Below are 25383 nucleotides of genomic sequence, written 5' to 3' on the forward strand. Positions count from 1 at the left end.
GATAACAGCTTTGGATTTTAGAATGACGGCGTGCTTCGTGCAAGCCGTATGGAAGGGAAATGGGGTCGTCTGAAAAAGAAAGGTTGGAAATAAAATGATGATTATCAATGGGTAAGGTTTAATGGTAATTTTTCAGACGACCGTTTTTGTCAACAATTTTAAGCTTGGTTTTATGCCGTTAGACGTATTCATTCTATGAGGTCGTCTGAAAAAAGCCGCGATAAATCAACGCTTTTCTTTTGAGTGGAAAGCGGTTATAATAAGTCAATTTTTCAATTTTGACGAAAAATGGCCACGGGGCCATTTTTTGTTTATGTACTCCGGGAGATTCATGGATATTCAAACAATTCTCGAAAAAACCCTGCCGGGTTTGGGCTACGAACTGGTCGATTTCGAGCTGACTGCGCAAGGCACGCTGCGCGTGTTCATCGATAAAGAAGGCGGGATTACCGTCGAAGACTGCGCGACTGTCAGCAATCATTTGAGCCGCGTGTTCATGGTGGAAGACATCGATTATAAAAATCTGGAAATTTCCAGCCCCGGCCTTGACCGGCCTCTGAAAAAAGCCGCCGATTTCGTGCGCTTTGCAGGACAACAGGCAAAAATCAAAACCCGCCTGCCGGTTGACGGACAAAAGAATTTTATCGGCTGCATCGAGGGTTGTGAAAACGATACCGTAACGCTCTCTTTCGACGGCAAAACCGCGCAAATCGGCTTGGATAATATCGATAAAGCCCGCCTGCGCCCCGAATTTAAATTTTAAAACTTGATATTGGAGATTCTAAAAAATGAGTCGCGAAATGTTGCAACTTGCCGAAGCGTTGGCAAGCGAGAAAAACGTTGAAGCGGAAGTGGTGTTCCAAGCATTGGAATTTGCCCTTTCTACCGCAGCCAAGAAAAAAGCCGACCGCGAGCATATGGACGTGCGCGTCGAAATCGACCGCGATACCGGCGAATACCATACTTACCGCCGCTGGCTGATTGTTGCCGACGAGGATTACACCTATCCCGACCTGGAAAAAACCATCGAAGAAATCCAAGAAGAAATTCCGGGTACCGACATTCAAATCGGCGACTACTACGAAGAAACGCTGCCGAACGAAGGCTTTGGCCGCCAAGCCGCGCAAACTGCCAAACAAATCATCCTGCAACGCATCCGCGATGCCGAGCGCGAGCAAAATCTGAACGAGTTTCTTGCCGTTAAGGAAGACATCGTTTCAGGTACGGTAAAACGCGTAGAGCGCCACGGCATCATCGTCGAAGTTGTTCCGGGCAAGCTGGACGCGCTAATTCCGCGCGAACAAATGATTCCGCGCGAAAACTTCCGCGGCGGCGACCGTATCCGCGCGCTGTTTTTGCGTGTGGACGAAATCGGCAACACCGGCCGCAAACAAGTTATCCTCAGCCGTACTTCGGGCGATTTCCTCGCAAAACTGTACGAAATGGAAGTGCCTGAAATTGCAGACGGCTTGTTGGAAATCCGCGAAGTGGCGCGCGATCCGGGCCAACGTGCGAAAGTGGCGGTCAAAGCCAACGACCAACGCATCGATCCGCAAGGCACCTGTATCGGTGTGCGCGGCTCTCGTGTGAACGCCGTCAGCAACGAATTGGCAGGCGAGCGCATTGATGTGGTGCTGTGGTCGTCTGAAACTGCTGAGTTCGTGATGAACGCGCTGTCTCCTGCCGAAGTCAGCCGCATCGTGATTGACGATGACAAACACGCGGTTGACGTGATCGTTGCCGAAGACCAGCTTGCTCTTGCTATTGGTCGCGGCGGTCAAAACGTGCGCTTGGCATCCGATTTGACAGGTTGGCAGTTGAACATCATGACTGTCGAAGAAGCGGACGAACGCACTGCTGCCGAAGACGCAGCCATCCGCGACCTCTTCACTGCGCATCTGAACATCGACGACGAAACCGCCGATATTTTGGTGGAAGAAGGTTTCGCTACGCTGGAAGAAGTCGCTTACGTCCCTGCTGCCGAATTGCTCGCCATCGAAGGCTTTGACGAAGAAATTGTCGAAACCCTGCGCAACCGCGCCCGCGATGCGATTCTGACCATGGCGATTGCGTCCGAAGAGAAGCTGGAAGAAGTTTCAGACGACATGCGCAATTTGGACGGCGTAGATTCCGATATGCTCCGCAAACTGGCGGAAGCCGGCCTGACCACCCGCGACGATTTGGCGGAACTGGCCGTTGACGAACTGATTGAAATAACCGGTATAGATGAAGAAGCGGCGAAAAAAGTTATTCTTGCCGCTCGTGAACACTGGTTTACCGAAGAAAACTAATGGGGGTACAGATGAGTAACACAACCGTAGAACAATTTGCCGCCGAACTGAAACGCCCCGTCGAGGATTTGTTGAAACAACTGAAAGAAGCCGGCGTCAATAAAAAAAGCGGCAGCGATTCCTTGACACTGGACGACAAGCAACTGCTGAACGCCTATCTGAAAAAGAAAAACGGCAATGACGGGGGAACCATCAGCATCCGCCGCAAAAAAACCGAAGTCAGCACCGTAGGCGGCGTAAAAGTCGAACGCAAACGCGGCCGCGCCGTAACGATTCCTTCACCGGAAGAGCTTGCCGCCGAAGCTAAAGCCAAAGCAGTAGCTGAGGCGCAAAAGGCCGAGCAGGCAGAAGCGAAAGACCAAGCTGAAGAACAGGCAAAAGCCGAAGCAAAAGCCGCCGCCCGTGCCGAAGCGCGCGCGAAAGCCGAAGCAGAAGTTGCGAAACTGAAAGCTGCCAAAGCTGCTAAATCAGAGCCTAAGGCTAAAGCGGAAGAAGCGAAACCTGTTGAAGCAGCTGAAAAAACTGCCGAAGCCCAAGCCGTTGAAAACAAAGCTGACGACAAACCGGCAGAACCTGCTACACAAGCAGTTCAGGCTGAAGACAAACCTGCTCAAAGGTCGTCTGAAAAACCTGCCGAAGGCAAAAAACCTAAACAAGACAGAGGCAATAAAGGCAAAGACGCGAAAAAAGCGGCAAAACCCGCTGCTCCAGCCGCTCCGCAACCTGTGGTCAGCGCGGAAGAGCAAGCGCAACGCGACGAAGAAGCACGCCGCGCCGCCGCTTTGCGTGCCCATCAGGAAGCCTTGTTGAAAGAAAAACAAGAGCGTCAGGCGCGCCGAGAAGCCATGAAACAACAGGCAGACCAACAAGCCAAACCCGCAGCCGAAGCCAAAGCTAAAGCCGGTGAGCAACGCAAACCTGCCGAAAAAGCCAAAGCCGCACCTGCCGACAATAAAGCCGCCAATCCAGCGCGCGCGAAAAAAGAAGACCGCCACAACCGCGACGATGACAGTCAAAGCCGCAATGCCAAAGGCAAAGGCGGTAAAGGCGGTCGCGACCGTAATGCGGCACGCGGCGGTGATGAGGAACGCGTACGCGGCGGCAAGAAAGGTAAGAAACTCAAACTCGAGCCGAACCAACACGCCTTCCAAGCGCCGACCGAACCCGTCGTACACGAAGTCTTGGTTCCTGAAACCATTACCGTTGCCGATTTGGCGCACAAAATGGCCGTCAAAGGCGTGGAAGTGGTCAAAGCCCTGATGAAAATGGGTATGATGGTGACCATCAACCAATCCATCGACCAAGACACCGCCCTGATTGTGGTGGAAGAGCTCGGCCACATCGGCAAACCTGCCGCTGCCGACGATCCCGAAGCATTCTTGGATGAAGGCGTAGAAGCAGCTGAAGCCGAAGCATTGCCGCGTCCGCCGGTGGTTACCGTCATGGGTCACGTCGACCACGGTAAAACCTCGCTGCTGGACTACATCCGCCGCGCCAAAGTGGTACAAGGCGAAGCGGGCGGCATTACCCAGCACATCGGTGCATACCACGTTGAAACCCCGCGCGGTGTGATTACCTTCTTGGATACTCCGGGTCACGAAGCGTTTACCGCCATGCGTGCGCGCGGTGCGAAAGCAACCGACATCGTGATTCTCGTGGTCGCAGCCGACGACGGCGTGATGCCGCAAACCATCGAGGCCATTGCCCACGCTAAAGCAGCGGGCGTGCCTATGGTGGTTGCCGTGAACAAAATCGATAAAGAAGCCGCCAACCCTGAGCGTATCCGCCAAGAATTGACCGCACACGAAGTCGTACCTGACGAATGGGGCGGCGATGTGCAATTTATCGACGTTTCCGCCAAAAAAGGCATCAATATCGACGCATTGCTCGAAGCTGTATTGCTCGAAGCCGAGGTATTGGAACTGACTGCTCCTGTCGATGCGCCTGCCAAAGGTATCATCGTCGAAGCCCGTCTGGACAAAGGACGCGGCGCGGTCGCCACCCTCTTGGTGCAAAGCGGTACGCTGAAAAAAGGCGATATGCTGCTTGCCGGTACCGCGTTCGGTAAAATCCGTGCGATGGTTGATGAAAACGGCAAAGCCGTCAACGAAGCCGGTCCGTCTATTCCGGTCGAAATCCTCGGCTTGTCCGACGTGCCGAATGCCGGTGAAGACGCGATGGTGTTGGCAGACGAGAAAAAAGCCCGTGAAATCGCGCTCTTCCGTCAAGGCAAATACCGCGACGTGCGTCTTGCCAAACAGCAGGCGGCGAAGCTGGAAAACATGTTCAACAACATGGGCGAAAACCAAGCCCAATCCTTGTCAGTCATTATCAAAGCGGACGTACAAGGTTCTTACGAAGCTTTGGCGGGCAGCCTGAAAAAACTGTCCACCGACGAAGTGAAAGTGAACGTATTGCACAGCGGCGTCGGCGGCATTACCGAATCGGACGTCAACCTTGCCATCGCTTCAGGCGCGTTCATCATCGGCTTTAACGTGCGTGCAGATGCCTCTTCGCGCAAACTTGCCGAAACTGAAAACGTGGAAATCCGCTACTACAACATCATTTACGATGCCATCGACGACGTCAAAGCAGCCATGAGCGGCATGCTGGCGCCGGAAGAGAAAGAGCAGATTACCGGTATGGTTGAAATCCGTCAGGTTATCAGCGTATCCAAAGTTGGCAACATCGCAGGCTGTATGGTTACCGACGGTGTGGTCAAACGCGATTCGCATATTCGCCTTATCCGCAACAACGTGGTCATCCACACCGGCGAACTGTCTTCTTTGAAACGCTATAAAGACGACGTCAAAGAAGTCCGCATGGGCTTCGAGTGCGGCTTGATGATTAAAGGCTACAACGAAATTATGGAAGGCGACCAATTGGAATGCTTTGACATCGTCGAAGTTGCCCGCTCGCTGTAATTTCCCGTTGTAAATAAGTTGTAAATAAAAGGTCGTCTGAAAACCATGAAAAGTGGTTTTCAGACGACCTTTTCCATATCTGCCGCATCAGAAGACAAGAAAGACAAATTGAGACCTTTGCAATAACATAGGTTACTAAAATTTTATGCTCAATCTCATTTTCAAAATGCAAAACCTTTCTGATTTTTCCTACTTTTTGCTCAATATTAGGAAGGTTTTAGTCAATTGAAGATTTTTTGGCGCATTTTTATGCGTCAAATTTCGTTAACAGACTATTTTTGCAAAGGTCTCAAATTAAGTGGAAAAGCCTAACCATGTTTTGAAATTAAGAGATTTCATTTATAGTGGATTAAATTTAAATCAGGACAAGGCGACGAAGCCGCAGACAGTACAGATAGTACGGCAAGGCGAGGCAACACCGTACTGGTTTAAAGTTAATCCACTATAGATACAACCCTAACCCGAGATTACTTTATTGACGGACATTCAGGGGCATTTTTAGGGATATATTTTCGGGGTTATTTCAGAAACCCCAAATCATACCCCTGAAAACGGTTACTTCAATTAGGATGGATTAGGCGGGATTAGATGATAAATGGACACCGAAACCAGCGGAAAACCTTATCTGTCTTGGCTTTGGTTTACGGCGTTAGACTACGATAGACAAAAAAATAACCGCTCTAAAAGCTGTTGTGGTGCCCAGGGTCGGACTCGAACCGACACACCTTGCGGCGGGGGATTTTGAGTCCCCTGCGTCTACCAATTTCGCCACCTGGGCTGGTGAAGAAGTCGCTATTATAGCGGCGTATTCGGGCTTGTAAAGCAAAATCTTGCTTTGTTTGCAGATATATCGCTTATATTTTTGATTTTTAAAAACATTAAATTTATTTTATTTTGTTCCCGACGCATCCTACTCTTTCCACTTATATCAAACATCATTCATTTTCAGCCGAAAAACGGCATAAACCGCTATATTAAATGTTGCAAACGCGCTAAGATGACGGCGTTCGTTTCATTTTTTATTTTCAGACGACGTTTACACACCATATTTGCATTGGAGAATTTTTATGATGCCTACTGCAATCCGTACCGCCATTTTGGGCGCATTCGCCCTTACCGCACTTGCTGCCTGCAAACCTGAAGCCAAAGCGCCGGAACAAAATCCCACGACTGCTTCAGCCGCTTCTTCTACAGCGTCCGCCCCAGCCGCAACGCCTGCTTCTTCCCCTGAAACGACCTCGCTTAATGCTGCTGCCGCTCCCAAACCGCAAGGTCCGGGAACGGATATGCGTAAAGAAGACATCGGCGGCGATTTCACGCTGACCGACGGCGACGGCAAGCCGTTCAGCTTAAGCGACCTGAAAGGCAAAGTCGTGATCCTGTCCTTCGGCTATACACACTGCCCCGACGTTTGCCCGACCGAATTGCTGACTTACAGCGACACATTGAAACAGTTGGGCGATCAGGCGAAAGATGTGAAAGTAGTGTTCGTCAGCATCGACCCCGAGCGCGACACGCCTGAAGTCATCGGCAAATACGTCAAACAGTTCAATCCTGAATTTATCGGCTTGACTCCGACAGGCGACCAAAGCCTGCCGATTATCAAACAGCAATACCGCGTAGTTTCCGCCAAAGTCAATCAGAAGGAAGACAGCGAAAACTATCTGGTTGACCACTCTTCCGGCGCGTATCTGATCGACAAAAACGGCGAAGTGGCGATTTTCTCGCCTTACGGCAGCGAGCCGGCGACCATTGCCGCCGACATCAAAAAACTGCTTTGATCCACATGGGGTCGTCTGAATGCCGTTCGCGGTTTTCAGACGACCTTTTTCCCATCTGAAACATATAGTGGATTAACTAAATCAGGACAAGGCGAGGCAACGCCGTACTGGTTTAAAGTTAATCCACTATACAATGGAGAAAGTCAGATCGCCTGCTTGATACAGGTTCAAAGTCTGACGGCACACAACAACAATGACTGAAAACACACTGACCATCGCCCTGTCCAAAGGACGCATCTTTGAAGAAACTCTGCCGCTTTTGGCGGCGGCGGGCATTGTTCCCGCCGAAGCGCCCGAAAAATCGCGCAAGCTGATTATCGGCACCAACCATGAAAACATCCGCCTCGTCATCGTCCGCGCCACCGACGTGCCGACTTACGTCCAATACGGCGCGGCAGACTTCGGCATTGCAGGCAAAGACGTTTTAATCGAACACGGCGGCAGCGGGCTTTACCAGCCGCTGGATTTGCACATTGCCGAATGCCGCATGATGGTTGCCGTGCGCAAAGGTTTCGACTACGCCGCCGCATCGCAGCCCGGCAGCCGCCTGCGCATCGCGACAAAATATCCCAACATCGCCGCCGAGCATTTCGCCGGCAAAGGCGTACACGTTGACATCATCAAACTCTACGGCTCGATGGAGCTTGCGCCGCTGGTCGGCTTGAGCGACGCTATCGTCGATTTGGTCTCCACCGGCAACACGCTTAAGGCAAACGGTTTGGAAGCGGTCGAACATGTTGTCGATATTTCCAGCCGTCTGGTGGTCAACAAAGCCGCATTGAAAACCAAACACGCACTGCTGGAGCCGATTATTCAAGCGTTCGGCAGCGCAGTGAAGGCGGGGTGAATGTTCCTTTGAATGAAGATGCGTTTTCAGACGACCCTATCCATTCCCGCCGACAGGTCGTCTGAAAATATAGTGGATTAACTTTAAACCAGTACGGCGTTGCCTCGCCTTGTCGTACTATCTGTACTGTCTGCGGCTTCGTCGCCTTGTCCTGATTTAAATTTAATCCACTATATCACCAGCAGTAAACTGTATAGGAGAAGTTAAAATGGTTGCAAAAATAAAAAAATTTTCAGATTCAACCCTTTCCGTTTTGAATAACGGCGAGCGTCGGTTTTACGTCTATTGTCTGACCGACCTGAAAAAAGACAAAATCCTCTACATCGGCAAAGGCTGCGACAACCGCATCTTCGAGCATGAACAAGCCGCCCGTTCGCAAGACGGCGAATTCGGCGATATTGACGTACCGGAACGCAAAGCCATCGCCAAATGCAAGAAACTCGGCCGCCATATCATCAGCTACCATTTGACCGAAGCCGAAGCACAAGCCGCCGAATCTGCCCTGATTCATTTCGTCAAATCCGTTGTCGATAAAAAGTTCAAAAACAAATCTGCCGGATGCGGCGCAGGCGGCATCAGCGCGGAAGAACTCGACGAACGCTTCAAATTCACGCCCTGCCCGCTCGACGAATTCAACCCCGACGGACTCATTCTCGCCGTCAAAATCCAAGACGCTTTGGACTTGGATACCGACGAAGAAGCGGACTACCAATTTGACAACCAAGACGATGCCAACCTCAAATCGCGTACGTTGGGCAACTGGGTTATCGGTAAAGATGTCGCTTCAAAAGTGAAATACGTTATCGGCGTTCACACCGGACTGCAAAACGCTGTTGTCAGCGCGTATGAAGTGGACGGTTTTGAAACAATGGTTGAGGAAACCAAAAACGGTAGAAAACAAACCCGTTACCGTTTCCGCACTACCTCTCGTAGCGAAGAGGTATTAGCCAAACTCGGTCTGCACCAAAAATGCCTGCCCGGATTGAAGTTCGGCGGAGCAGGTGAAAAAGCGTATATCCGACCTAAACCAGAGACCGAACAAGAGGATATTCAGACGACCCCCAGTCCAAAAATAAAAAAGGAGAAAACCAAGTCATGAAAAAACTCAATACCCAATCGCCCGATTTCCAAGCTGAACTCAAAGCCCTGCTGGCTTTTGAGACCGCGCAGAATCCCGAAATCGACCGCGTCGTTGCCGACATCTGCACCGACGTGCAAAAGCGCGGCGATGCGGCACTCATCGAATACACCAACCGCTTCGATGGCACGTCCGCCCAAACCATAGCCGACCTCATCCTGACGCAAGACGATTTGCAGGCCGCATTTGAGCGTGTGCAGCCGGAAATTCAAACCGCCTTGAAAACCGCCGCCGCACGGGTCGAAAGCTATCACCAACGCCAAAAAATGGAATCGTGGACCTACGAAGACGAAGACGGCACGCTGTTGGGACAACAGATTACACCGCTTGACCGCGTCGGCATTTACGTCCCCGGCGGCAAAGCGGCGTATCCAAGTTCCGTCATCATGAACGCCATGCCTGCCCATGTCGCCGGCGTGAAAGAAATCATCATGGTCGTCCCCACGCCCAAAGGCGAACGCAACGACATCGTACTTGCCGCCGCCTTCGTCGCGGGCGTCACCAAAGTCTTCACCGTCGGCGGCGCGCAGGCGGTTGCCGCCCTCGCCTACGGCACTGAGTCCGTACCGCAGGTCGATAAAATCACCGGTCCGGGCAACGCCTTCGTCGCAGCCGCCAAACGCCGCGTGTTCGGCGTCGTCGGCATTGACATGGTGGCAGGGCCGTCTGAAATCCTCGTCATCGCCGACGGCACCACGCCCGCCGACTGGGTGGCGATGGATTTGTTCAGCCAAGCAGAACACGACGAAATCGCCCAAGCCATCCTCATCGGCACGTCGCAGCCCTATCTCGACGAAGTCCAAGCCGCCATGAACCGCCTCATCGAAACCATTCCCCGCTGCGACATCATCGAAGCCTCGCTCGGCAACAGGGGCGCGATGATACTCGCCAAAGACTTGGACGAAGCCTGCGAAATCTCCAACTACATTTCCCCCGAACACTTGGAATTGTCGGTAGAAAACCCGCAGGAATGGGCGAAAAAAATCCGCCACGCTGGCGCGATTTTCATGGGACGCTACACCAGCGAAAGCCTCGGCGACTACTGCGCCGGCCCCAACCACGTCCTACCCACCAGCCGCACCGCCCGCTTCTCCTCGCCGCTGGGTACTTACGACTTCCAAAAACGCTCCAGCCTGATCCAAGTCTCCGAACAAGGCGCGCAGAAACTGGGTAAAATCGCCAGCGTGTTGGCACACGGCGAAAGCCTGACCGCCCACGCTCGCGCGGCGGAATTCAGGTTGAAAGACTGATTCGGTCGAACCCGCCATCCATCAAAAAGCAAAGGTCGTCTGAAAACCTGTTTTTAGACGACCTTTCGTTATTCCCTCCATCAAATCGAATATTCAATCAACTCGTTTTGCGAAAACACATAAACCTGTTTCGGCACCAATGCCAATTCCCGTCCTGCGGACAAATCCAGCCTTGACGCGTCGCTGCCTGCCAGCGTGATGTGTACGTCCTGTTTGCCGTGTTTCACCAAAACATGTGTCAGTGCGCCGACGGCGTGGATTTTCTCGATTTCGGCGCGGATCATCGGGGTTTCGTGTTCGGCGGCGATTTGCCATTCGTGCGGGCGGATGTAGCCGGTGGCGGTTTGTTCCTGCCATTTGTAGTGTGCATCCAATTTCCACGCGAAGCCGTTGTAGTGCCAGATGCCTTTTTCGATTCTGCCTTCGAAGGCGTCGGTTTCGCCGAGAAATTCGGTAACGAAGGCGTTTTCGGGTTTGCGGTAAATGGCTTCGGCGCTGCCGGTTTGTTCGATTTTGCCGTGGTTCATGACGACGATTTCGTCGGAAACTTCAAGGGCTTCTTCTTGGTCGTGTGTCACCAGAATGCTAGTTACGCCTAGGTTGTGATGGATGTCGCGCAGCCAGGTACGCAATTCTTTACGCACTTTGGCATCCAGCGCGCCGAAGGGTTCGTCCAGGAGTAGGAGTTTGGGTTCGACGGCGAGGGCGCGGGCGAGGGCGATGCGCTGGCGTTGGCCGCCGGAGAGCTGGTGTGGATAGGATTTGGCGAGGTGGGAGAGCTGCACGAGTTTGAGCAATTCTTCGACTTTGGTGCGGATTTGTTCTTTGGACGGGCGTTCGGACTTGGGCAATACGATCAAACCGAAGGCGACGTTGTCAAACACGTTCATGTGGCGGAAGAGGGCGTAGTGTTGGAACACAAAACCGACTTTGCGTTCGCGGACGTGTTTGGCGGTTACGTCTTGCCCGTCAAAGAGAATTTGGCCGCCGTCGGCGTTTTCCAGTCCGGCGATGATGCGCAGGAGCGTGGTTTTGCCGCAGCCGGAAGGGCCGAGCAGGGAAACGAGTTTGCCGGTGGGGACGTTGAGGTTGATATTTTTCAGCGCGTGGAAATTGCCGAAGTGTTTGTTTAAGTTTTGGATGGTGATGCTCATGCTGCGTTCCTTTCGGCAGCGGCGAGTTTTTTATCTTGTAATTTTGTGATGATGTTCTGCACCGCCAACGTCGCCAGTGCTAAAAGTGCCAATACGCCGGAGAGGGCGAATGCGCCGGTGAAGTTGTATTCGTTGTAGAAGATTTCGACCAAAAGCGGGATGGTGTTGGTCTCGCCGCGTATGTGTCCCGATACTACGCTGACCGCGCCGAACTCGCCCATTGCGCGGGCGTTGGTGAGGATGATGCCGTAGAGCAACGCCCATTTGATGTTGGGCAGGGTAACGCGCCAGAACATTTGCCAGCCGCTTGCGCCGAGTATCAGCGCGGCCTGTTCTTCGCTGTCGCCCTGCGCCTGCATCAGCGGGATGATTTCGCGCGCGACAAAGGGAAAGGTAACGAACAGCGTCGCCAGAATAATGCCGGGAATGGCGAAGATAATCTGTATGCCTTGCGCTTCCAGCCAGCCGCCCAACGCCGTGTGTGCGCCGAACAATAAGACGAACATCAAACCGGCAACCACGGGCGATACGGAAAATGGCAAATCGAGCAGGGTGGTCAGCAACTGCTTGCCGCGAAAGTCGAAACGGGTCAACAGCCACGCCATCGCCACGCCCAAGACGGCATTGATGGGAACGACCACCGCAGCGGTAATCAGGGTGAGCTTGATCGCCGCCCACGCTTCGTGGTCGGTAACGGATTGCAGATACAAATCCCAACCGCCTTTCAGCGCTTCGTAAAACACGGCGACAAGCGGTACGACCAGCATCAGCAGCAGGAACCCCAGCGCGATGGCGGTCAGCAGCACGCGCAGCCAGCGCGGTTCGGTCAGGTTGGGATTGATGGAATAAGGTTTCATGGCGGTGGTGTTCTCTGGTTGGTTTTAAGATGTTTGGGGGTCGTCTGAAAAACCGTTTTTGTGGATCGGATTTGTTTTCATCTTTCGTAGGTCGGATTCTTGAATCCGACAAGGTTGCTGAATCGCAAATGTTTGTCGGATACAAGTATCCGACCTACAAATTTTGTGTTTTGGGGAGCGGATTCGTTTTCAGACGACCTTTAATTGATTAAGGGAATAAAAACATATAGCTGCCGTCATTCCCGCGCAGGCGGGAATCCATTGGTGAAGTTCGGCTGCCTTGATTGATTTTCTGTTTTCCTGTTGCCGTACGGTGGATTCCCGCCTGCGCGGGAATGACGGAAACTGGGATTCCAGATGACCTTTTTAAGGCAGGTCGGATTCTTGAATCCGACAAAATATCCGGTGTTTCCGTTTTTCTGGTTTCGGGTGTCAAAGCATAAGTCTCAAGAATCAGCCCGACATTTTCAGACGACCTCAACCCTTCGCTCCCAAACGCCTGCTCAACGCCCACTGCATCACGTTCAACGCAAACAAAATCACAAACGAAACCAGCAGCATAAACAACGCCACCGCCGACGCGCCCTGTACGTCGAACTGTTCCAACTTGCCCGTAATAATCAGCGGCAGGATTTCGGAAACCATCGGAATGTTGCCCGCGATAAAAATCACCGAGCCGTATTCCCCCGTTGCCCGTGCGAACATCATGCCCGCGCCGGTTAAGAGTGCCGGCGTGATTTCCGGCAGCAGCACGCGGCGGAACGTCGTGAAGCGGTTTGCGCCCAAAGTCGCCGCCGCTTCCTCATATTTGCCCGACAATTCCTCCAATACCGGCTGCACGGCGCGGACGATAAAAGGCAGGCTGACGACGACCAGCGCAATCCAAATGCCGATGGGCGTAAACGCAATTTTGATGCCCAAAGGCTCAAAAAAACGGCCTATCCAACCGTTGGGCGCATACAGGGTCGCCAACGCGATGCCCGTAACCGCCGTCGGCAGCGCAAACGGCAAATCGACCAGCGCGTTCACCAGCCCCTTGCCCGGAAATTCATAGCGCACCAACACCCACGCCACCAGCGTGCCGAACACGACATTGGTCAGCATCGCATAAAACGACATCCGCAAACTCAGCCACACCGCCGCCAACACGTTCGGCTCGGCAATCGTGTTCCAAAAGCCGCCCCAGCCGATTTCCGCCGCCTTCGCCGCCATCATCGCAAACGGCAAAACCACCAGAAGCGACAGGCACAATACGGTCAGGCCGAGGCTGATTTTGAAGCCGGGCAGTACGCTGGGCGTTTTGAGTAATAACATGGTCGCTCGGAAGGGAAAAAGAAGATGCTGCCACTTTAACGGGGTCGTCTGAAAAACGGAAAGAATGGTTTGTTTCCGGCAAAGAAAAATTGGTTATAAGTATTGCGTGAAACAAGGCCGAAAACTGTACATCCGCCCGCGCGGGGTGTATGCTTCGAATACATTCATACAATATCAATCTTTACCACAAACCTTAAACGTCGTCTGAAAACGATTAAATTCAGGAATACCGCCATGACCGATTTGACCGTTTGGGAAGTTTCCCACGTAAATACCGTGATAGACCATGTCATCAGCCGCTATCACAATACCCACCGCGCACAACTTGAAGAGCTTGTCCCTTTGGCGCACAAAATCGCCTCAACCTCGCCCGACGGCTTCCCCGCCGAACTGCCGGAACTGCTCGAATACATCCAAAACGAGCTGCTGATGCACATGATGAAGGAAGAACGTATGTTGTTCCCGATGGCAAAACAAGGCTTGGGCAGCCGTGCCGCCATGCCGGTCAATGTCATGATGCACGAACACGAAGAACACGACCGTGCACTGGCGCAGTTGAAAAACCTGACCAATCATTTCACTCCGCCGCAAAACGCCGACAAAGACCAGCAAAGGTTGTACGCGTTGGCACAAGAACTGTCGGACGATTTGGAAGAACATATCCACTTGGAAAACGAAATCCTTTTCCCACGCATCTTGGCTTCATAAAAAATATCGGCGGCTGTCTAGCCGCCGATATTTTCTACCTATGCCACTCTATAATATATAATTGTTTTATATGGATATTCAACCCATGAGGATTATTTTATGAAACCTATTGCCACCGCGTTATCGCTATCCGCCTTCATCCTGACCGCCTGCACTGCAGACTCGCCCCGCATGTCGGTAGGCCTGGGTTTGGGAACAGGTATAGGCAGCCATATCGGATTAGGTACCTCTGTCAATATCCCCGTCGGCATCAGCAAAAGGGAAAACCGTATCCCTAAAAACAACGGCGGCATCGATATTATCGAGGAACAAATCGTTACTTACTTTGACGCGCAGGGCATCCCTGCCGACAGCCCCGTCAAAGGTGGTTACTATCGGCAATTAATCAGCAGGCACAATAAGGAATATCTGGTACAGGATTTCTACAGCGACAACAGCAGGAAACGCACCGATCCCTATCCCCTGCCCCGCGAACGACTGCTACAATTCCGCGCCACGCCGTATGACGGTTCATTAACCGTATATGCCTACAACGGCAACGTCATGCAGCAGCAGGTATTTAAAAACGGAAAATTGATCAGCGCAAAATATTAATGGAATAAAGTCAAAATAATATACTTACCATTCAAATATTTGAAATGCTGCCGTTTCGTCAGTTGAAATTTTAGTTGACACTTTTTTTCAGGGCTATATAATACGCCCCATTCCCCGATAGCTCAGTCGGTAGAGCGACGGACTGTTAATCCGCAGGTCCCTGGTTCGAGCCCAGGTCGGGGAGCCAAATTTAAAAAGCCTGAACAATTTGTTCAGGCTTTTTTGCATATATATTGTGTTCAATCGGTGGAAAATAAAAGTCCTCCTATCGTATAAAGCATCAAGATTTTCCTGATTGCTCCTTTCAGACGACCTTCCTATAATCTGTTTTTCTTTTTTTATAAAGAGGCAATAAATCATGAATATTACCGAAATCGTCCGCCAACGATACAGCACCAAGTCTTTCGACCCGTCCAAAAAAATCGCAGCCGAAGACTTCGCCCATATCGAAGCCGCCCTGCGCAACAGCCCCTCCAGCGTCAATATGCAGCCGTGGCACTTCATCATCGCCGATGACGAAGCCGGCAAAGCGCGCATTGCCAAAGCTACTGAAAAACTCCCTTACAACGCCCCAAAAATTACCCATGCTTCTCACGTCGTCATCTTCGCCGCCCGCGTTTGCGCTGACGATGATTATGTCGCCACCGTCTTGACGCAAGAAGACAAAGACGGGCGTTTCGCTACGGAAGAAGCCAAACAGGCAGGCGACTCTACCCGCCGCCTGTTCTTGGGCATCCACCGCAACCAAATCCAAGATGAAGAGCAATGGCTCGCCAGACAAGTCTATCTCAACATGGGCTTCACCCTGCTCGCTGCAGCCGCATCAGACATCGACGCCGTGCCGATGGAAGGCGTGGATTTGCAGGTTTTAAACGAGGAATTCGGCTTGACCGAAAAAGGCTACAAAGCTGTCGCTGTCGTCTCCTTCGGCTACCGTGCCGCAGACGATTTCAACGCCGCGCTGCCCAAATCGCGTTTTGAAAACGAAGTCATCTTCACCAAAATCTGAAAAAACTGATGAAACGGCAAAAGGTCGTCTGAAACCTTCAAATAGAGGGTTTCAGACGACCTTTTTGCGTCATCACATCTTGTTTCGGTATAATTCCCGTTCCAATATCCGGCTAAAAGCCGTTCAGACCTGCCCGTGAATACATCATCGAAACTTTCCCTACCTTATCTTGCCTCATGCGCCAGCCTGATTTTTCTGATCCTGCTTTCCCTGTCTTGGGAATTGTGGATTGCGCCTTTGCGCGACGGCGGTTCATGGCTTGCCCTCAAAGCCCTGCCTTTATGCCTGCCGCTGGGCGGCATACTCAAGGGCCGTATTTATACTTATCAATACAGCTCCATGCTGATTCTGATTTATTTTGCCGAGGCAGTCATGCGCTTGTTTGACGCTTCGCCTGCCGAACGTCTGTGCGCCGCATTGTCGCTTATCTCCTGCATAATTTTCTTTATCGCCTGCCTCGCATTTATCAAACAACACAAAAAAGAGGGGAAATGATGTTTGCCCGTACCGCATATCATCTTAAAAATGAATGGAATGTCCGCCTGCTGCCTTTATGGATTTGTTTTATCTGGGTTTGCGCCGTCCCTTTCCTGTCGATTTACCGCGTAGGCCCGCTGCCGAGCTTCTACCTTGAAGCCGGTTCCCTCTTGGGTGCGACAATTTTAGTTTTGGCTTCGGCATATAAAGGCCTGCTCAATATCCGCCTGCCTTATGTATCTGTCGGACTGTTGCTGATGGCGGCATATTGGGCGATACAGCCACGGGCAATGGGTTTGCTGTATCCGGGGATGAGCGACTTGGCGGCATGGACTTTCGTCATCCTCGCCCTTTCTGCCTGGGCCTGCCGCGGCTGGATTTCCGCTTACGGGCAGGACCGGGTTGTTACCGTATTCGCATGGTCGTTGTTTTTTGGTGCAGCTGCGCAGGCTGTCGTGGCGTTTATGCAGTTCAAAGGATGGTCGGACATTTCCCTGTTTCAAGGCATATTGGCTCACGGCGGCGGAACGGTAAACGGCCAACTCGGACAACGGAACCATCTGGGCCATTATCTGATGTGGGGCGTACTTGCCGCATCTTATTTGTGGGCAACGCGGAAAATGCCCGACTGGCTGGGATTGGTTTGCGTATTTCTGCTGACTGCCGTCTTGGGTTTGGTCAACTCGCGCACTATCTTGGGCTATATCATCGCCATCGTATTGATTCTGCCTTTTTGGTACTGGCGGGCAGGCCGCGAATCGGCACGCTTAATCAAAATCTTCTTTTTCGCAGCGGTATTGGCTGCGGTTTTCCAGTTCGGCATGGGGACGCTACTTGAGTTACTGGGCAACAGCCGTTACGAAACCGCGGTAGAACGCGCCGGCCATAGCGATTTTGAAGGTTCTGCGCGCCAAATCGAATGGCGCAATGCCTGGACCGCCTTTACCCGCTCCCCAATTCTCGGACACGGCTGGAACAGCTTCGGCAGCCTGAGTTTCCTGTTAAATGCCGAAAAACAATACTTTGCCAATAACATCCTCGGCGTTTTGTTCACCCACTGCCACAACCTTATCCTGCAAATCCTTGCCGAAATGGGGCTGACAGGCGCATTATTGAGCGCGGGAACCATGCTGGCGGGCGTTTGGCGTTTGATTACCCGTCCGTCCAATCCCGCCAACCTGTTCCTGCTGACCGCCGCAAGCGTAACCATGTGCCACAGCATGCTCGAATACCCGCTTTGGTACATCTACTTCCTGACCCCGTTCGCCTTGATGCTTTCGCTCTCAAGCGTGCATTATGAAGATGTATCCGACGGCATCAAACAAGCCCGCCGCCGAAATTTGGCAGGCGGTATCGCCGCATTGGCCATTATCGGCGGCATGCTGCACCTTGGATGGAACTATACCGACCTGACCGCTTACAGCCGCCAATCTAAAACCGACGACCCGTCTCAAATCAATGCCAAAATTTCCGGACTGCGCCGCATTTCGGAAACCAGCCCCATGCTGGCCTATTATGCCGACCTGAGCCTGACCCGACGTACCGACCCTACCGATGAAAAAGTCCAACCTTGGGCGCAAAAAGCGGCATCCGACGCACTCACCTACCGCCCTTACAGCAATGCCTACCAAGTCGGCCTCTACCTCTACCGTCAAGGTAAAACCAAAGAAGGCGCACAATGGATGCAAGACATGTATTATTACTATCCTTATATGATGCCGTTTTACACCGGCAAAATCCGCAGTAGAAAGGAATTCGAACCGCTTCTACCCAAAATCTTGGAAGACTGCCGCAATTTCCTGAAATCTCCGAAACATAAAACCGCCAAACCCTGCGCGGCGGAGATACCGGCATCGTAAACAACCAAGGTCGTCTGAAATATTTTCAGACGACCTTAAACCCATCTCTCTCCGTTACTATTCCATCTCTAAAACAAATGCGGTAAAACAGCTGTCATCAGCCGATAAGCCCATATCCTGTCAATCCAAAAAAAATACCTGTACCGATATTCACGCGCAGGTATTTTCTATTTCAATCCACTATATAATCCCGTTTATTATCCACCGCCCTACTCCCGCCATGTTCTACCTCTACCAGTCCAACCGCCTTGAATCGCTAGCCTCCCTGTTTGCCGGAATCCAAAGGGTCAGGCCGCTTGAGTCTGCTTTGGCGGCGGAACAGATTGTGGTGCAGAGTCAGGGGATGCGGCGTTATTTGAGTGTGTATCTGGCGCGCGAACTGGGGGTGGCGGCGAATTTGCAATTCAGCCTGCCGGCGGGTTTGACGTGGCAGTTGATGCAGAAGCTGATTCCCGATATTCCCGCGCTCAGTCCGTTTTCGCCGGAGGTGATGCGCTGGCGGCTTTTGGATTTGTTCCGCAGCGAGCGCTTTCAGACGACCTCTGAATTTGAAAATGTCCGTGCCGTTTTGCAAAGCTATTTGGGCAGCGGCGAGTCGGCGGATTATCAGTTGGCGGGACAGTTGGCGGATATTTTCGACCAGTATCTGGTGTACCGACCGCAGTGGATTGATGCCTGGCAGGAAGGCAAACTTCTGGAACTGGGCGAGGACGAGGTCTGGCAGGCGCAGCTTTGGCGGTATTTGGACGACGGCAACCAATCCGCGCCGCACCGTGTGGCGCTGTGGGAAAAACTGCTGTCGTCTTTGGATAAGGCGCACCTACCCGAGCGGTTTTTCGTGTTCGGCATTTCGACGATGGCGCCGATGTATTTGCAGCTTTTGCAGAAAATTTCGGAACATTGCGATGTGTTTGTGTTCGCGCTCAATCCGAGCGGCCAGTATTGGGGCAATGTGATTGAGGCGGCGCAGCTTTTGAAGGGCGGCGACGATGCGGATTTGTCGCAGACGGGGCATCCGCTGTTGGCATCGCTCGGCAAGCAGGGGCGTGATTTTTTTGATTTTCTGACGGAAATCGGCTTGGAGGAGCAGCCTGTGTTTGAAGAGGTTTCAGACGACACGCTCCTGCACTGCCTGCAAAACGACATTCAAAACCTGCGGATGCCGTCTGAACACAGCCGCGCGGATTTGTTGGATGACGGCTCCGTCCGTATCGTGTCGGCACACAGCCCCTTGCGCGAATTACAGATTTTGAAAGACAAGCTGTTGCGGATTCTGCACGAACATCCCGACTGGCAGCCGCACGATATTGCCGTTTTGACGCCGAACATCGAACCGTACAGCCCGTTTATCGAAGCGGTGTTCGGGCAGGCGCAGGGTGGGGCGCAGGCTTTGCCGTATTCGGTGTCGGACGTGAAACTCAGCCGCCGCCAGCCGCTGCTTTACGCGCTGGAGCAGACGCTGGATTTGCTGGAAAGCCGGTTTGAAGTCGATAAAGTGCTGCCGCTGTTGGAAAGCGGCTTGGTGCTGCGCCGTTTCGGGCTGACGGCGGACGATTTGCCGCTGCTGCACGACACCATTGCCGAGTTGAACGTGCATTGGGGGTTGGACGGAACGATGCGCGGCGCGGCGGACAATCTGTTCACTTGGCAGCAGGCGTTGGAACGCATCGTATTGGGTTGGATGCTGCCCGACGACGGCAGCCCGCTCTGGCAAAACGTTAGCGCGTGGCACGGCGATGTCAACCGCCTCGATGAGTTCGGCCGCTTTGCCGCCTTCATCCGCACGCTGTCGCGTCTCGCCGCCGAGTGGCGCAAACCCGCAGCGGCGGAGGAATGGACGGAACGCTGCCGCGATTTGGTGCAGTCGTTATTCCTGCCCGACGCCGACGACCAATACGCCTTGCAGCAGTTTGAGCAGGCGTTGGCAAAATGGCAGGAAGAAACCGCGTTGGCAGGCTTTCGCGGCACTTTGCCGCAACACACGGTCATCCGCCACATCCGCCGCTTCTTAGGCAGCGAAAGCCAAGCGGGCTTCCTGCGCGGCGGCATCACCTTTTGCAGCATGGTGCCGATGAGGAGCCTGCCGTTTAAAGTCATCTGCCTGTTGGGGCTGAACGACGGCGATTTCCCGCGCAATACCAAAGCCGCAGTATTCGACCTGATTGCCAAACACCCGCAAAAAGGCGACCGCGCCCGCCGCGACGACGACCGCTACCTCTTCCTCGAAGCCATCATCAGTGCGCGCGACATCCTTTATCTCTCCTACGTTGGCCGCAGCATCCGCAACGACGACGAACTCGCCCCGTCCGCCCTCGTCAGCGAACTCATCGACACCATCGCCGCCATGATCGGACGGCGCAGCAAAGAACTGGCGGAACACTGGGTCGAGCAACATCCCCTGCAACCGTTCTCCCACCGCTATTTCATCGCAGATAACATTTCAGACGACCTCTTCAGTACGCGGCAAGACTACGCCGAAGCCCTCAACCGCCCGCGCGAACAGGCGCGTCCGTTTTTCAGCGAGGCCCTCGAAGAAAACAGCCCCGCACTGACCGTCTGGCAGGACGACTTTATCCGCTTCTGGAAAAATCCCGTCAAAGCATGGCTGCAACAAACCCTCGGCTGGCGCGAACCCTACCGCGACGAAGCATGGGAATCCGCCGAACCCTTCGAGCCGCAACGCGCCGACAAAATCGCCGCCGCCTACCTCGACGCCCGCCGCCACAACCAAGACTTTCAAGAAACCGCCGTCCGCCTCGACGCCGAAAGCCTGTTGCCCGCCGGTGAATTGGGTAAATTGTGGCAGCAGAATTTCCAAGCCGCCGCCAAACGCATAGACGGCGAATTGCTGCAAAGCCCCAAACTGCCGCCCTTCGCCTACGAAATCCGGTTCGACGGGCAAATCCTGCAAGGCAGCTTCGGCAACCTGTACCAATGCGGTCAAGTGTTCTACCTCGACCGCAAACCCAACGCCCCGCAACGTATCGCCCTCCTGCTCGAACATTTAATCTTTTGCGCGGTAGGGTCTGCGGTAGGGTCGTCTGAAACCGAAACCCGTCAAACTTATATCGTTCAGCCTGAAGAAACAACGCCTTATCCCGAAATTCCTAGCAGCCAAGCGCAAGAAATGCTGCAAAAATGGTTGACGTTCTTCAACCTCGGACAAACGCGCCCGCTGCCTTTCTTCGCCAAAACCAGCCTCGCCGCCGCCGAAGCCTACGACAAAAAACAGAACTGGGAAGATGCCTTGAACAAAGCCAAGGAAAGCTATCACGGCAACAAAGTCAGCAAAGGGCAAAAAGACTATACCGAAGTCGCCCTAGTGTTCTGCAACGAAGACACCGAGCCGGTGGAAGGGGCGTTGTTCCAAAGATTGGTGGAAGAGTTGTTGATACCGCTGCTGGGCGCGGTCAAGGAAGAATCGTCCGATGCGGCATAGAGGCCGCAAATCGGAAGAGGTCGTCTGAAAACGTGAATTAATCGTTTCAGACGACCTCTTCCCTGGTAAACCTGTTTTTAAAACCCTCACTTCCGCCGTCATTCACCAAACTGGAATCCATTGGAAATTCGAAAAGGCAGATGTTTCAAAAACAGTTGCCGAAATACAACCGAAACCTTTGCAAAAAATCCCTTTTCCCCAGCAACCGAAAACCCATGTTTGGATTCGGCTGTCAGCGAAAGAAGAATTTTGCAAAGATCGGCCTTTGCTTCAACTGAATTCAAACCTTTCTATATTGACTTTATATTTTGCATTTCACGTTTTTTGCCGGTTTCATTTTAAACCGACGGCCCAATTCACATATTACAATCAAATTTTCTTCTTTCATCTGTTTAAATCCAATTAAATCTTCCCTCTTCCCTGCTAATCAAATTCAAATTCAGACCCGCTTTATCTTTTCAGCCATATTCATCATATGCGTTTGAGTTATCTCCTAAAACAAGAATCTGCTTTATTCTTTAATAAATGAAATTCATTATCAAAATATTTGTAAAGTTTAATAATATGTTATAAAGTAACGTACTTCGTTTCTGAGGTAACTATTATGAATCCGAATTTCAAATTAAACCTACTGACATTATCTTTACTGGCTATAACAAGTATCGCACACGCAGAAGACGAGGTTTCAACTCAAGAGCTTGATGAAATTCAAGTCAAAGGTAAATACATTGCCAAAGAGAAAAAAGTTTTTACCGAAGGCCAAGCCAAAAGTTCGCGTGAACGCGTTTATCAATCCAGCGAAAACATCGATGCCATCGTGCGGAGTATGCCCGGCGTCTTCACCCAACAAGACAAGGGATCGGGGGTATTGGCGGTCAATATCCGTGGCGATAGCGGTTTGGGACGCGTCAATACGATGGTTGACGGCGTAACCCAAACCTTCTATTCCACTTCCGCCGATGCCGGACGCAGCGGCAGCTCTTCGCAATTCGGTACGGCACTGGATCCCAATTTTATTGCCGGTGTGGATGTAACCAAAGGCAGTTTCTCGGGTGCCAGCGGCATCAATACCTTATCCGGTACAGCCAATTTCCGTACTTTACGGGTGGACGATGTGGTACACGGAAACCATACCTTCGGCCTTTTAACCAAAGGATTGACCGGCACAAACAGCACCAAAAGCAATTTTATGGCAACCGGAGCGGTACAAAAATGGTTTGACAGCGGTGCACGCCTTGGCGCGTTATATGGTTACAGCCACCGTAATGTCGAGCAAAACTATAAAGTAGGCGGCGGCGGTCAGCGTATCGGCAATTTTGGCGAAGAATATTTGGACCGTAAAAAACAAGAATATTTTGAAAGCAACTTATTAAAATTCGACCAAGGGCAAAATCGTTGGGTTCGCGACTTTTCCAAGCGCAACGCAGTCGGTAAAAGCTATTGGGAATACCCTTTCTCCAAAAAATATAACGATCCTGAGGTTTTGCAAAGAGATTATGTAGATGATTTGGAAAGAAGCTGGAAAGAGAATTTGGCACCGCAATGGGATCTGACACCTATCGACCCTACCAGCCTGCAACAACGCTCAAACAGTCATTTGGTCAAAGTAGAATACGAAAACGACAACAACAAGCTGGATCTTCAGCTTCGTACCATGAACAACCGTATCGGCAGCCGCAAAGTAGAAAATCGCAACTACCAAGCCAATTACAATTTAAACATTGGCGATTATGTCGATTTAAACGTATTGGCCGCCCATAATCTGGGAAAACAAAAATATCCGAAAAATTCACGTTTTTCAGGATGGGGACTGCTGGATTATTTGGAAACCAAAAACACAGCCAATCTTTTGGATATCAACAACCGCTTCTCTTTCAACCTTCCCAACAAAACAGATTTAAATGCCACCGTCGGTTTCAATTTCTTTAAAAACCAATACAGTAAAAACCGCTTTCCGGAAGAGCTGAGCCTGTTTTACGACGGTCCCGATCAAGATGCCGGCCTGTACAGCTTTTTAGGCCGCTTCAAAGGCGACAAAGGAATATTTCCTCAAAAATCAACCATATTACAACCTTCAGGCCAGCAAAAATTCAATACGTTCTATTTTGATACTTCCTTGAAAAAGGCATTTATCAATTGAATTACAGCACCAATATGGTCAACTACCGCTACAAAGGCGAATATACCGACTACTTCAATACCCAAGAAGACTTTAAAAAAGCATTTGGAGAAGATTCTGAAATTTATAAACAGCATTGCACGCCAAGCTGCGACCTTTACGAACCGGTTTATACCAAATCCGGTAAAAAGCATGCGGTAAACCATTCGGTGGCATTAAACATCAATGCCAACGACTACTTTATGCCGTTTATCAGCTATTCGCGCATACATAGAATGCCAAATATTCAAGAAATGTATTTTTCACAAATCGGCGACTCGGGCGTCAATACCGCCCTTAAGCCGGAACAGGCCAATACTTACCAAATAGGCTTCAATACCTTCAAAAAAGGGATTTTCAAGCCGGATGATGTATTGGGTTTCAAACTGGTCGCCTATCGCAGCAGAATAAACAACTATATTCACAATGTTTATGGCAAATGGTGGGATTTGGATAAAGCACCCAGCTGGGTAACCAGTACCGGCCTGCAATACTCTCTCCAGCATCGAAACTATGCCAAACCTGTCCATAAAAATGGTTTGGAAGTGGAAATGAACTATGATTTCGGCCGCTTTTTTTCAACCCTGTCTTACGCATATCAAAAAACCAACCAGCCGACCAATTATAGCGATGCCAGCGAATCGCCCCGTAATTCTTCTAAAGAAGACCAAATCAAACAAGGTTACGGCTTAAGCAAAATTTCCCGCTTGCCCCGAGATTACGGGCGGTTTGAATTGGGTTCCCGCTGGTTAGGCAACAAATTGACCATCGGCGGCATTATGCGCTATTACGGCAAAAGTACACGTGCGACGACTGAGGAAGAATTTGTTGACGGTACAACCGGTGCCAACACCTACTCTTCACACCAAATGGGCAGAAGGGCGATCAAAAAAACAGAAAGCATCAACAGACAGCCGCTGATTTTTGATTTCTATGCCAATTACGAACCGAAGAAAAACCTTATCCTTCGTTTCGACATTCAAAATGCGTTCAATAAGCGCTATATCGATCTTTTGGATGCCGCAAACGATGCCGCAACTCAGCGCTATTTCAGCGTATTTGAAAGAAAAGGCGGTTTAGATGACGAAGAAGTCGAATGTGATGCCAACGGTTTATGCAATGGCAAATATGGCGGCACGACACGCTCCGTTCTGAATAACTATGCGCGTGGCAGGACTTTGCTCTTTACCATCAGTTATAAGTTCTAAACCTATCCATCAGCATTCTTAGTACTGTGCTGACTAAAAAGGTCGTCTGAAAAAATGTGTTTCAGACGACCTTTTTAACTCTTGTAACTTATTTGTTGTGTTGACGGAAATACGCCCACTCTTCCACAACGGTACCGTCAGGCAGATGGCACATTCCATACTCTCCGCCATCCTTGTCTTTTTTGATTTCCAACTTACCGCCCTGCTTCACACAAAATTCTGAAGCCGGATTGGACATACCGGTCATCGGTACACTTTCTGTCTCAAGAGTATTGCAAGCTGCCAAAGTAGTTGCAGCCGCGAGGCTCAAAATAATCGGCTTAATCATATGTTTTCCTTTTACTATCCAAATATCTCTATTGATTGGATACTCGG

The 25383-nt window shown here is 51.4% G+C and carries 17 protein-coding genes, 2 tRNA genes and 1 pseudogene; 15 read left to right on the top strand and 5 right to left on the bottom strand.

The features are described from left to right. Positions 1–331: 331 nt before the first annotated feature. The 3 genes from rimP to infB are packed head-to-tail and all read left to right on the top strand — an operon-like array spanning position 332 to position 5215. Positions 332–763 (top strand): ribosome maturation factor RimP, encoded by a 432-nt coding sequence (gene rimP / locus NSCA4_RS0110145; protein ID WP_009312330.1) that lies wholly within the window; start codon positions 332–334, stop codon positions 761–763. A 25-nt stretch (positions 764–788) separates the two neighbouring features. Beyond that, a complete protein-coding gene (gene nusA / locus NSCA4_RS0110150) occupies positions 789–2291 on the top strand; it encodes a transcription termination factor NusA (RefSeq protein WP_029609723.1) in 1503 nt (500 codons plus the stop codon). 11 nt (positions 2292–2302) lie between these two features. Continuing rightward, the gene (gene infB, locus NSCA4_RS0110155) at positions 2303–5215 is read left to right on the top strand and encodes a translation initiation factor IF-2 (protein WP_029609724.1); all 2913 of its coding nucleotides are present in this window, start codon (positions 2303–2305) and stop codon (positions 5213–5215) included. Positions 5216–5908: 693 nt separating this feature from the next. On the opposite strand, the gene NSCA4_RS0110160 is transcribed toward infB, so the two are convergent. After that, positions 5909–5993, bottom strand: a tRNA-Leu gene (locus NSCA4_RS0110160). A gap of 289 nt (positions 5994–6282) precedes the next feature. Here NSCA4_RS0110160 and NSCA4_RS0110165 point away from each other — a divergent pair. The 4 genes from NSCA4_RS0110165 (at position 6283) to hisD (ending at position 10231) form a co-directional block, all read left to right on the top strand. Further along, positions 6283–6996 carry an SCO family protein gene (locus NSCA4_RS0110165; protein ID WP_016688025.1) on the top strand — a complete coding sequence of 238 codons (714 nt, stop codon included), beginning with the start codon at positions 6283–6285 and terminating at the stop codon, positions 6994–6996. Between the two features lie 193 nt (positions 6997–7189). Further along, the gene (gene hisG / locus NSCA4_RS0110170; protein WP_016688026.1) at positions 7190–7843 is read left to right on the top strand and encodes an ATP phosphoribosyltransferase; all 654 of its coding nucleotides are present in this window, start codon (positions 7190–7192) and stop codon (positions 7841–7843) included. A 208-nt stretch (positions 7844–8051) separates the two neighbouring features. Beyond that, the gene (locus NSCA4_RS0110175) at positions 8052–8942 is read left to right on the top strand and encodes an endonuclease (protein ID WP_016688027.1); all 891 of its coding nucleotides are present in this window, start codon (positions 8052–8054) and stop codon (positions 8940–8942) included. Beyond that, entirely contained in the window at positions 8939–10231 is a 1293-nt protein-coding gene (gene hisD, locus NSCA4_RS0110180; protein ID WP_016688028.1) for a histidinol dehydrogenase, read from the top strand. Before NSCA4_RS0110175 ends, hisD begins: the two co-directional genes overlap by 4 nt. An 80-nt stretch (positions 10232–10311) precedes the next feature. Here the strand turns inward: hisD and NSCA4_RS0110185 are convergent, their stop codons facing one another. From NSCA4_RS0110185 to cysT, 3 genes are all read right to left on the bottom strand, one after another. Next, positions 10312–11385, bottom strand: a complete 1074-nt coding sequence (locus tag NSCA4_RS0110185; protein ID WP_016688029.1) for a sulfate/molybdate ABC transporter ATP-binding protein — start codon at positions 11383–11385, stop codon at positions 10312–10314. Then, positions 11382–12242, bottom strand: a complete 861-nt coding sequence (gene cysW / locus NSCA4_RS0110190) for a sulfate ABC transporter permease subunit CysW (protein WP_016688030.1) — start codon at positions 12240–12242, stop codon at positions 11382–11384. The genes NSCA4_RS0110185 and cysW overlap by 4 nt, the downstream gene beginning before the upstream one ends. A gap of 477 nt (positions 12243–12719) precedes the next feature. Beyond that, entirely contained in the window at positions 12720–13556 is an 837-nt protein-coding gene (cysT, locus tag NSCA4_RS0110195) for a sulfate ABC transporter permease subunit CysT (protein WP_016688031.1), read from the bottom strand. A gap of 234 nt (positions 13557–13790) precedes the next feature. On the opposite strand from cysT, the gene NSCA4_RS0110200 reads away from it, so the two are divergent. The 8 genes and pseudogenes from NSCA4_RS0110200 to NSCA4_RS13105 all read left to right on the top strand — a co-directional run bounded on the left by NSCA4_RS0110200 (position 13791) and on the right by NSCA4_RS13105 (position 25008). Beyond that, positions 13791–14264, top strand: coding sequence for a hemerythrin domain-containing protein (locus NSCA4_RS0110200; RefSeq protein ID WP_016688032.1), 474 nt, complete (start codon positions 13791–13793; stop codon positions 14262–14264). Between the two features lie 99 nt (positions 14265–14363). Beyond that, positions 14364–14858, top strand: a complete 495-nt coding sequence (locus NSCA4_RS0110205) for a hypothetical protein (RefSeq protein ID WP_016688033.1) — start codon at positions 14364–14366, stop codon at positions 14856–14858. 111 nt (positions 14859–14969) lie between these two features. Further along, positions 14970–15045, top strand: a tRNA-Asn gene (locus tag NSCA4_RS0110210). Positions 15046–15216: 171 nt separating this feature from the next. Continuing rightward, the gene (nfsB, locus tag NSCA4_RS0110215; RefSeq protein ID WP_016688034.1) at positions 15217–15867 is read left to right on the top strand and encodes an oxygen-insensitive NAD(P)H nitroreductase; all 651 of its coding nucleotides are present in this window, start codon (positions 15217–15219) and stop codon (positions 15865–15867) included. Positions 15868–16002: 135 nt separating this feature from the next. Next, positions 16003–16362, top strand: a complete 360-nt coding sequence (locus NSCA4_RS0110220) for a DUF2069 domain-containing protein (RefSeq protein WP_016688035.1) — start codon at positions 16003–16005, stop codon at positions 16360–16362. Beyond that, positions 16362–18203 (top strand): PglL family O-oligosaccharyltransferase, encoded by a 1842-nt coding sequence (locus tag NSCA4_RS0110225; protein WP_029609726.1) that lies wholly within the window; start codon positions 16362–16364, stop codon positions 18201–18203. The genes NSCA4_RS0110220 and NSCA4_RS0110225 overlap by 1 nt, the downstream gene beginning before the upstream one ends. 220 nt (positions 18204–18423) lie before the next feature. Then, a complete protein-coding gene (gene recC / locus NSCA4_RS0110230; RefSeq protein ID WP_029609727.1) occupies positions 18424–21642 on the top strand; it encodes an exodeoxyribonuclease V subunit gamma in 3219 nt (1072 codons plus the stop codon). Positions 21643–22246: 604 nt separating this feature from the next. Beyond that, positions 22247–25008 (top strand): annotated as a pseudogene (locus NSCA4_RS13105) (TonB-dependent receptor domain-containing protein). A gap of 88 nt (positions 25009–25096) precedes the next feature. On the opposite strand, the gene NSCA4_RS0110240 reads toward NSCA4_RS13105, so the two are convergent. After that, entirely contained in the window at positions 25097–25336 is a 240-nt protein-coding gene (locus tag NSCA4_RS0110240) for a putative hemolysin (protein ID WP_016688038.1), read from the bottom strand. Positions 25337–25383 lie beyond the last annotated feature (47 nt).

The organism is Neisseria sicca 4320, assembly GCF_000193735.1.
GTDB classification, from domain to species: domain Bacteria; phylum Pseudomonadota; class Gammaproteobacteria; order Burkholderiales; family Neisseriaceae; genus Neisseria; species Neisseria sicca_E.

Excerpts from the sequence above, each read along its gene's own strand:
- hisD (WP_016688028.1), top strand. The coding sequence starts at position 8,939 with ATGAAAAAACTCAATACCCAATCGCCCGATTTCCAAGCTGAACTCAAA.
- NSCA4_RS0110200 (WP_016688032.1), top strand. The coding sequence starts at position 13,791 with ATGACCGATTTGACCGTTTGGGAAGTTTCCCACGTAAATACCGTGATA.
- infB (WP_029609724.1), top strand. The coding sequence starts at position 2,303 with ATGAGTAACACAACCGTAGAACAATTTGCCGCCGAACTGAAACGCCCC.
- NSCA4_RS0110185 (WP_016688029.1), bottom strand. The coding sequence starts at position 11,385 with ATGAGCATCACCATCCAAAACTTAAACAAACACTTCGGCAATTTCCAC.
- nusA (WP_029609723.1), top strand. The coding sequence starts at position 789 with ATGAGTCGCGAAATGTTGCAACTTGCCGAAGCGTTGGCAAGCGAGAAA.
- NSCA4_RS0110240 (WP_016688038.1), bottom strand. The coding sequence starts at position 25,336 with ATGATTAAGCCGATTATTTTGAGCCTCGCGGCTGCAACTACTTTGGCA.
- recC (WP_029609727.1), top strand. The coding sequence starts at position 18,424 with ATGTTCTACCTCTACCAGTCCAACCGCCTTGAATCGCTAGCCTCCCTG.
- cysW (WP_016688030.1), bottom strand. The coding sequence starts at position 12,242 with ATGAAACCTTATTCCATCAATCCCAACCTGACCGAACCGCGCTGGCTG.
- cysT (WP_016688031.1), bottom strand. The coding sequence starts at position 13,556 with ATGTTATTACTCAAAACGCCCAGCGTACTGCCCGGCTTCAAAATCAGC.
- NSCA4_RS0110175 (WP_016688027.1), top strand. The coding sequence starts at position 8,052 with ATGGTTGCAAAAATAAAAAAATTTTCAGATTCAACCCTTTCCGTTTTG.
- nfsB (WP_016688034.1), top strand. The coding sequence starts at position 15,217 with ATGAATATTACCGAAATCGTCCGCCAACGATACAGCACCAAGTCTTTC.
- NSCA4_RS0110165 (WP_016688025.1), top strand. The coding sequence starts at position 6,283 with ATGATGCCTACTGCAATCCGTACCGCCATTTTGGGCGCATTCGCCCTT.
- hisG (WP_016688026.1), top strand. The coding sequence starts at position 7,190 with ATGACTGAAAACACACTGACCATCGCCCTGTCCAAAGGACGCATCTTT.
- NSCA4_RS0110205 (WP_016688033.1), top strand. The coding sequence starts at position 14,364 with ATGAAACCTATTGCCACCGCGTTATCGCTATCCGCCTTCATCCTGACC.
- rimP (WP_009312330.1), top strand. The coding sequence starts at position 332 with ATGGATATTCAAACAATTCTCGAAAAAACCCTGCCGGGTTTGGGCTAC.
- NSCA4_RS0110225 (WP_029609726.1), top strand. The coding sequence starts at position 16,362 with ATGTTTGCCCGTACCGCATATCATCTTAAAAATGAATGGAATGTCCGC.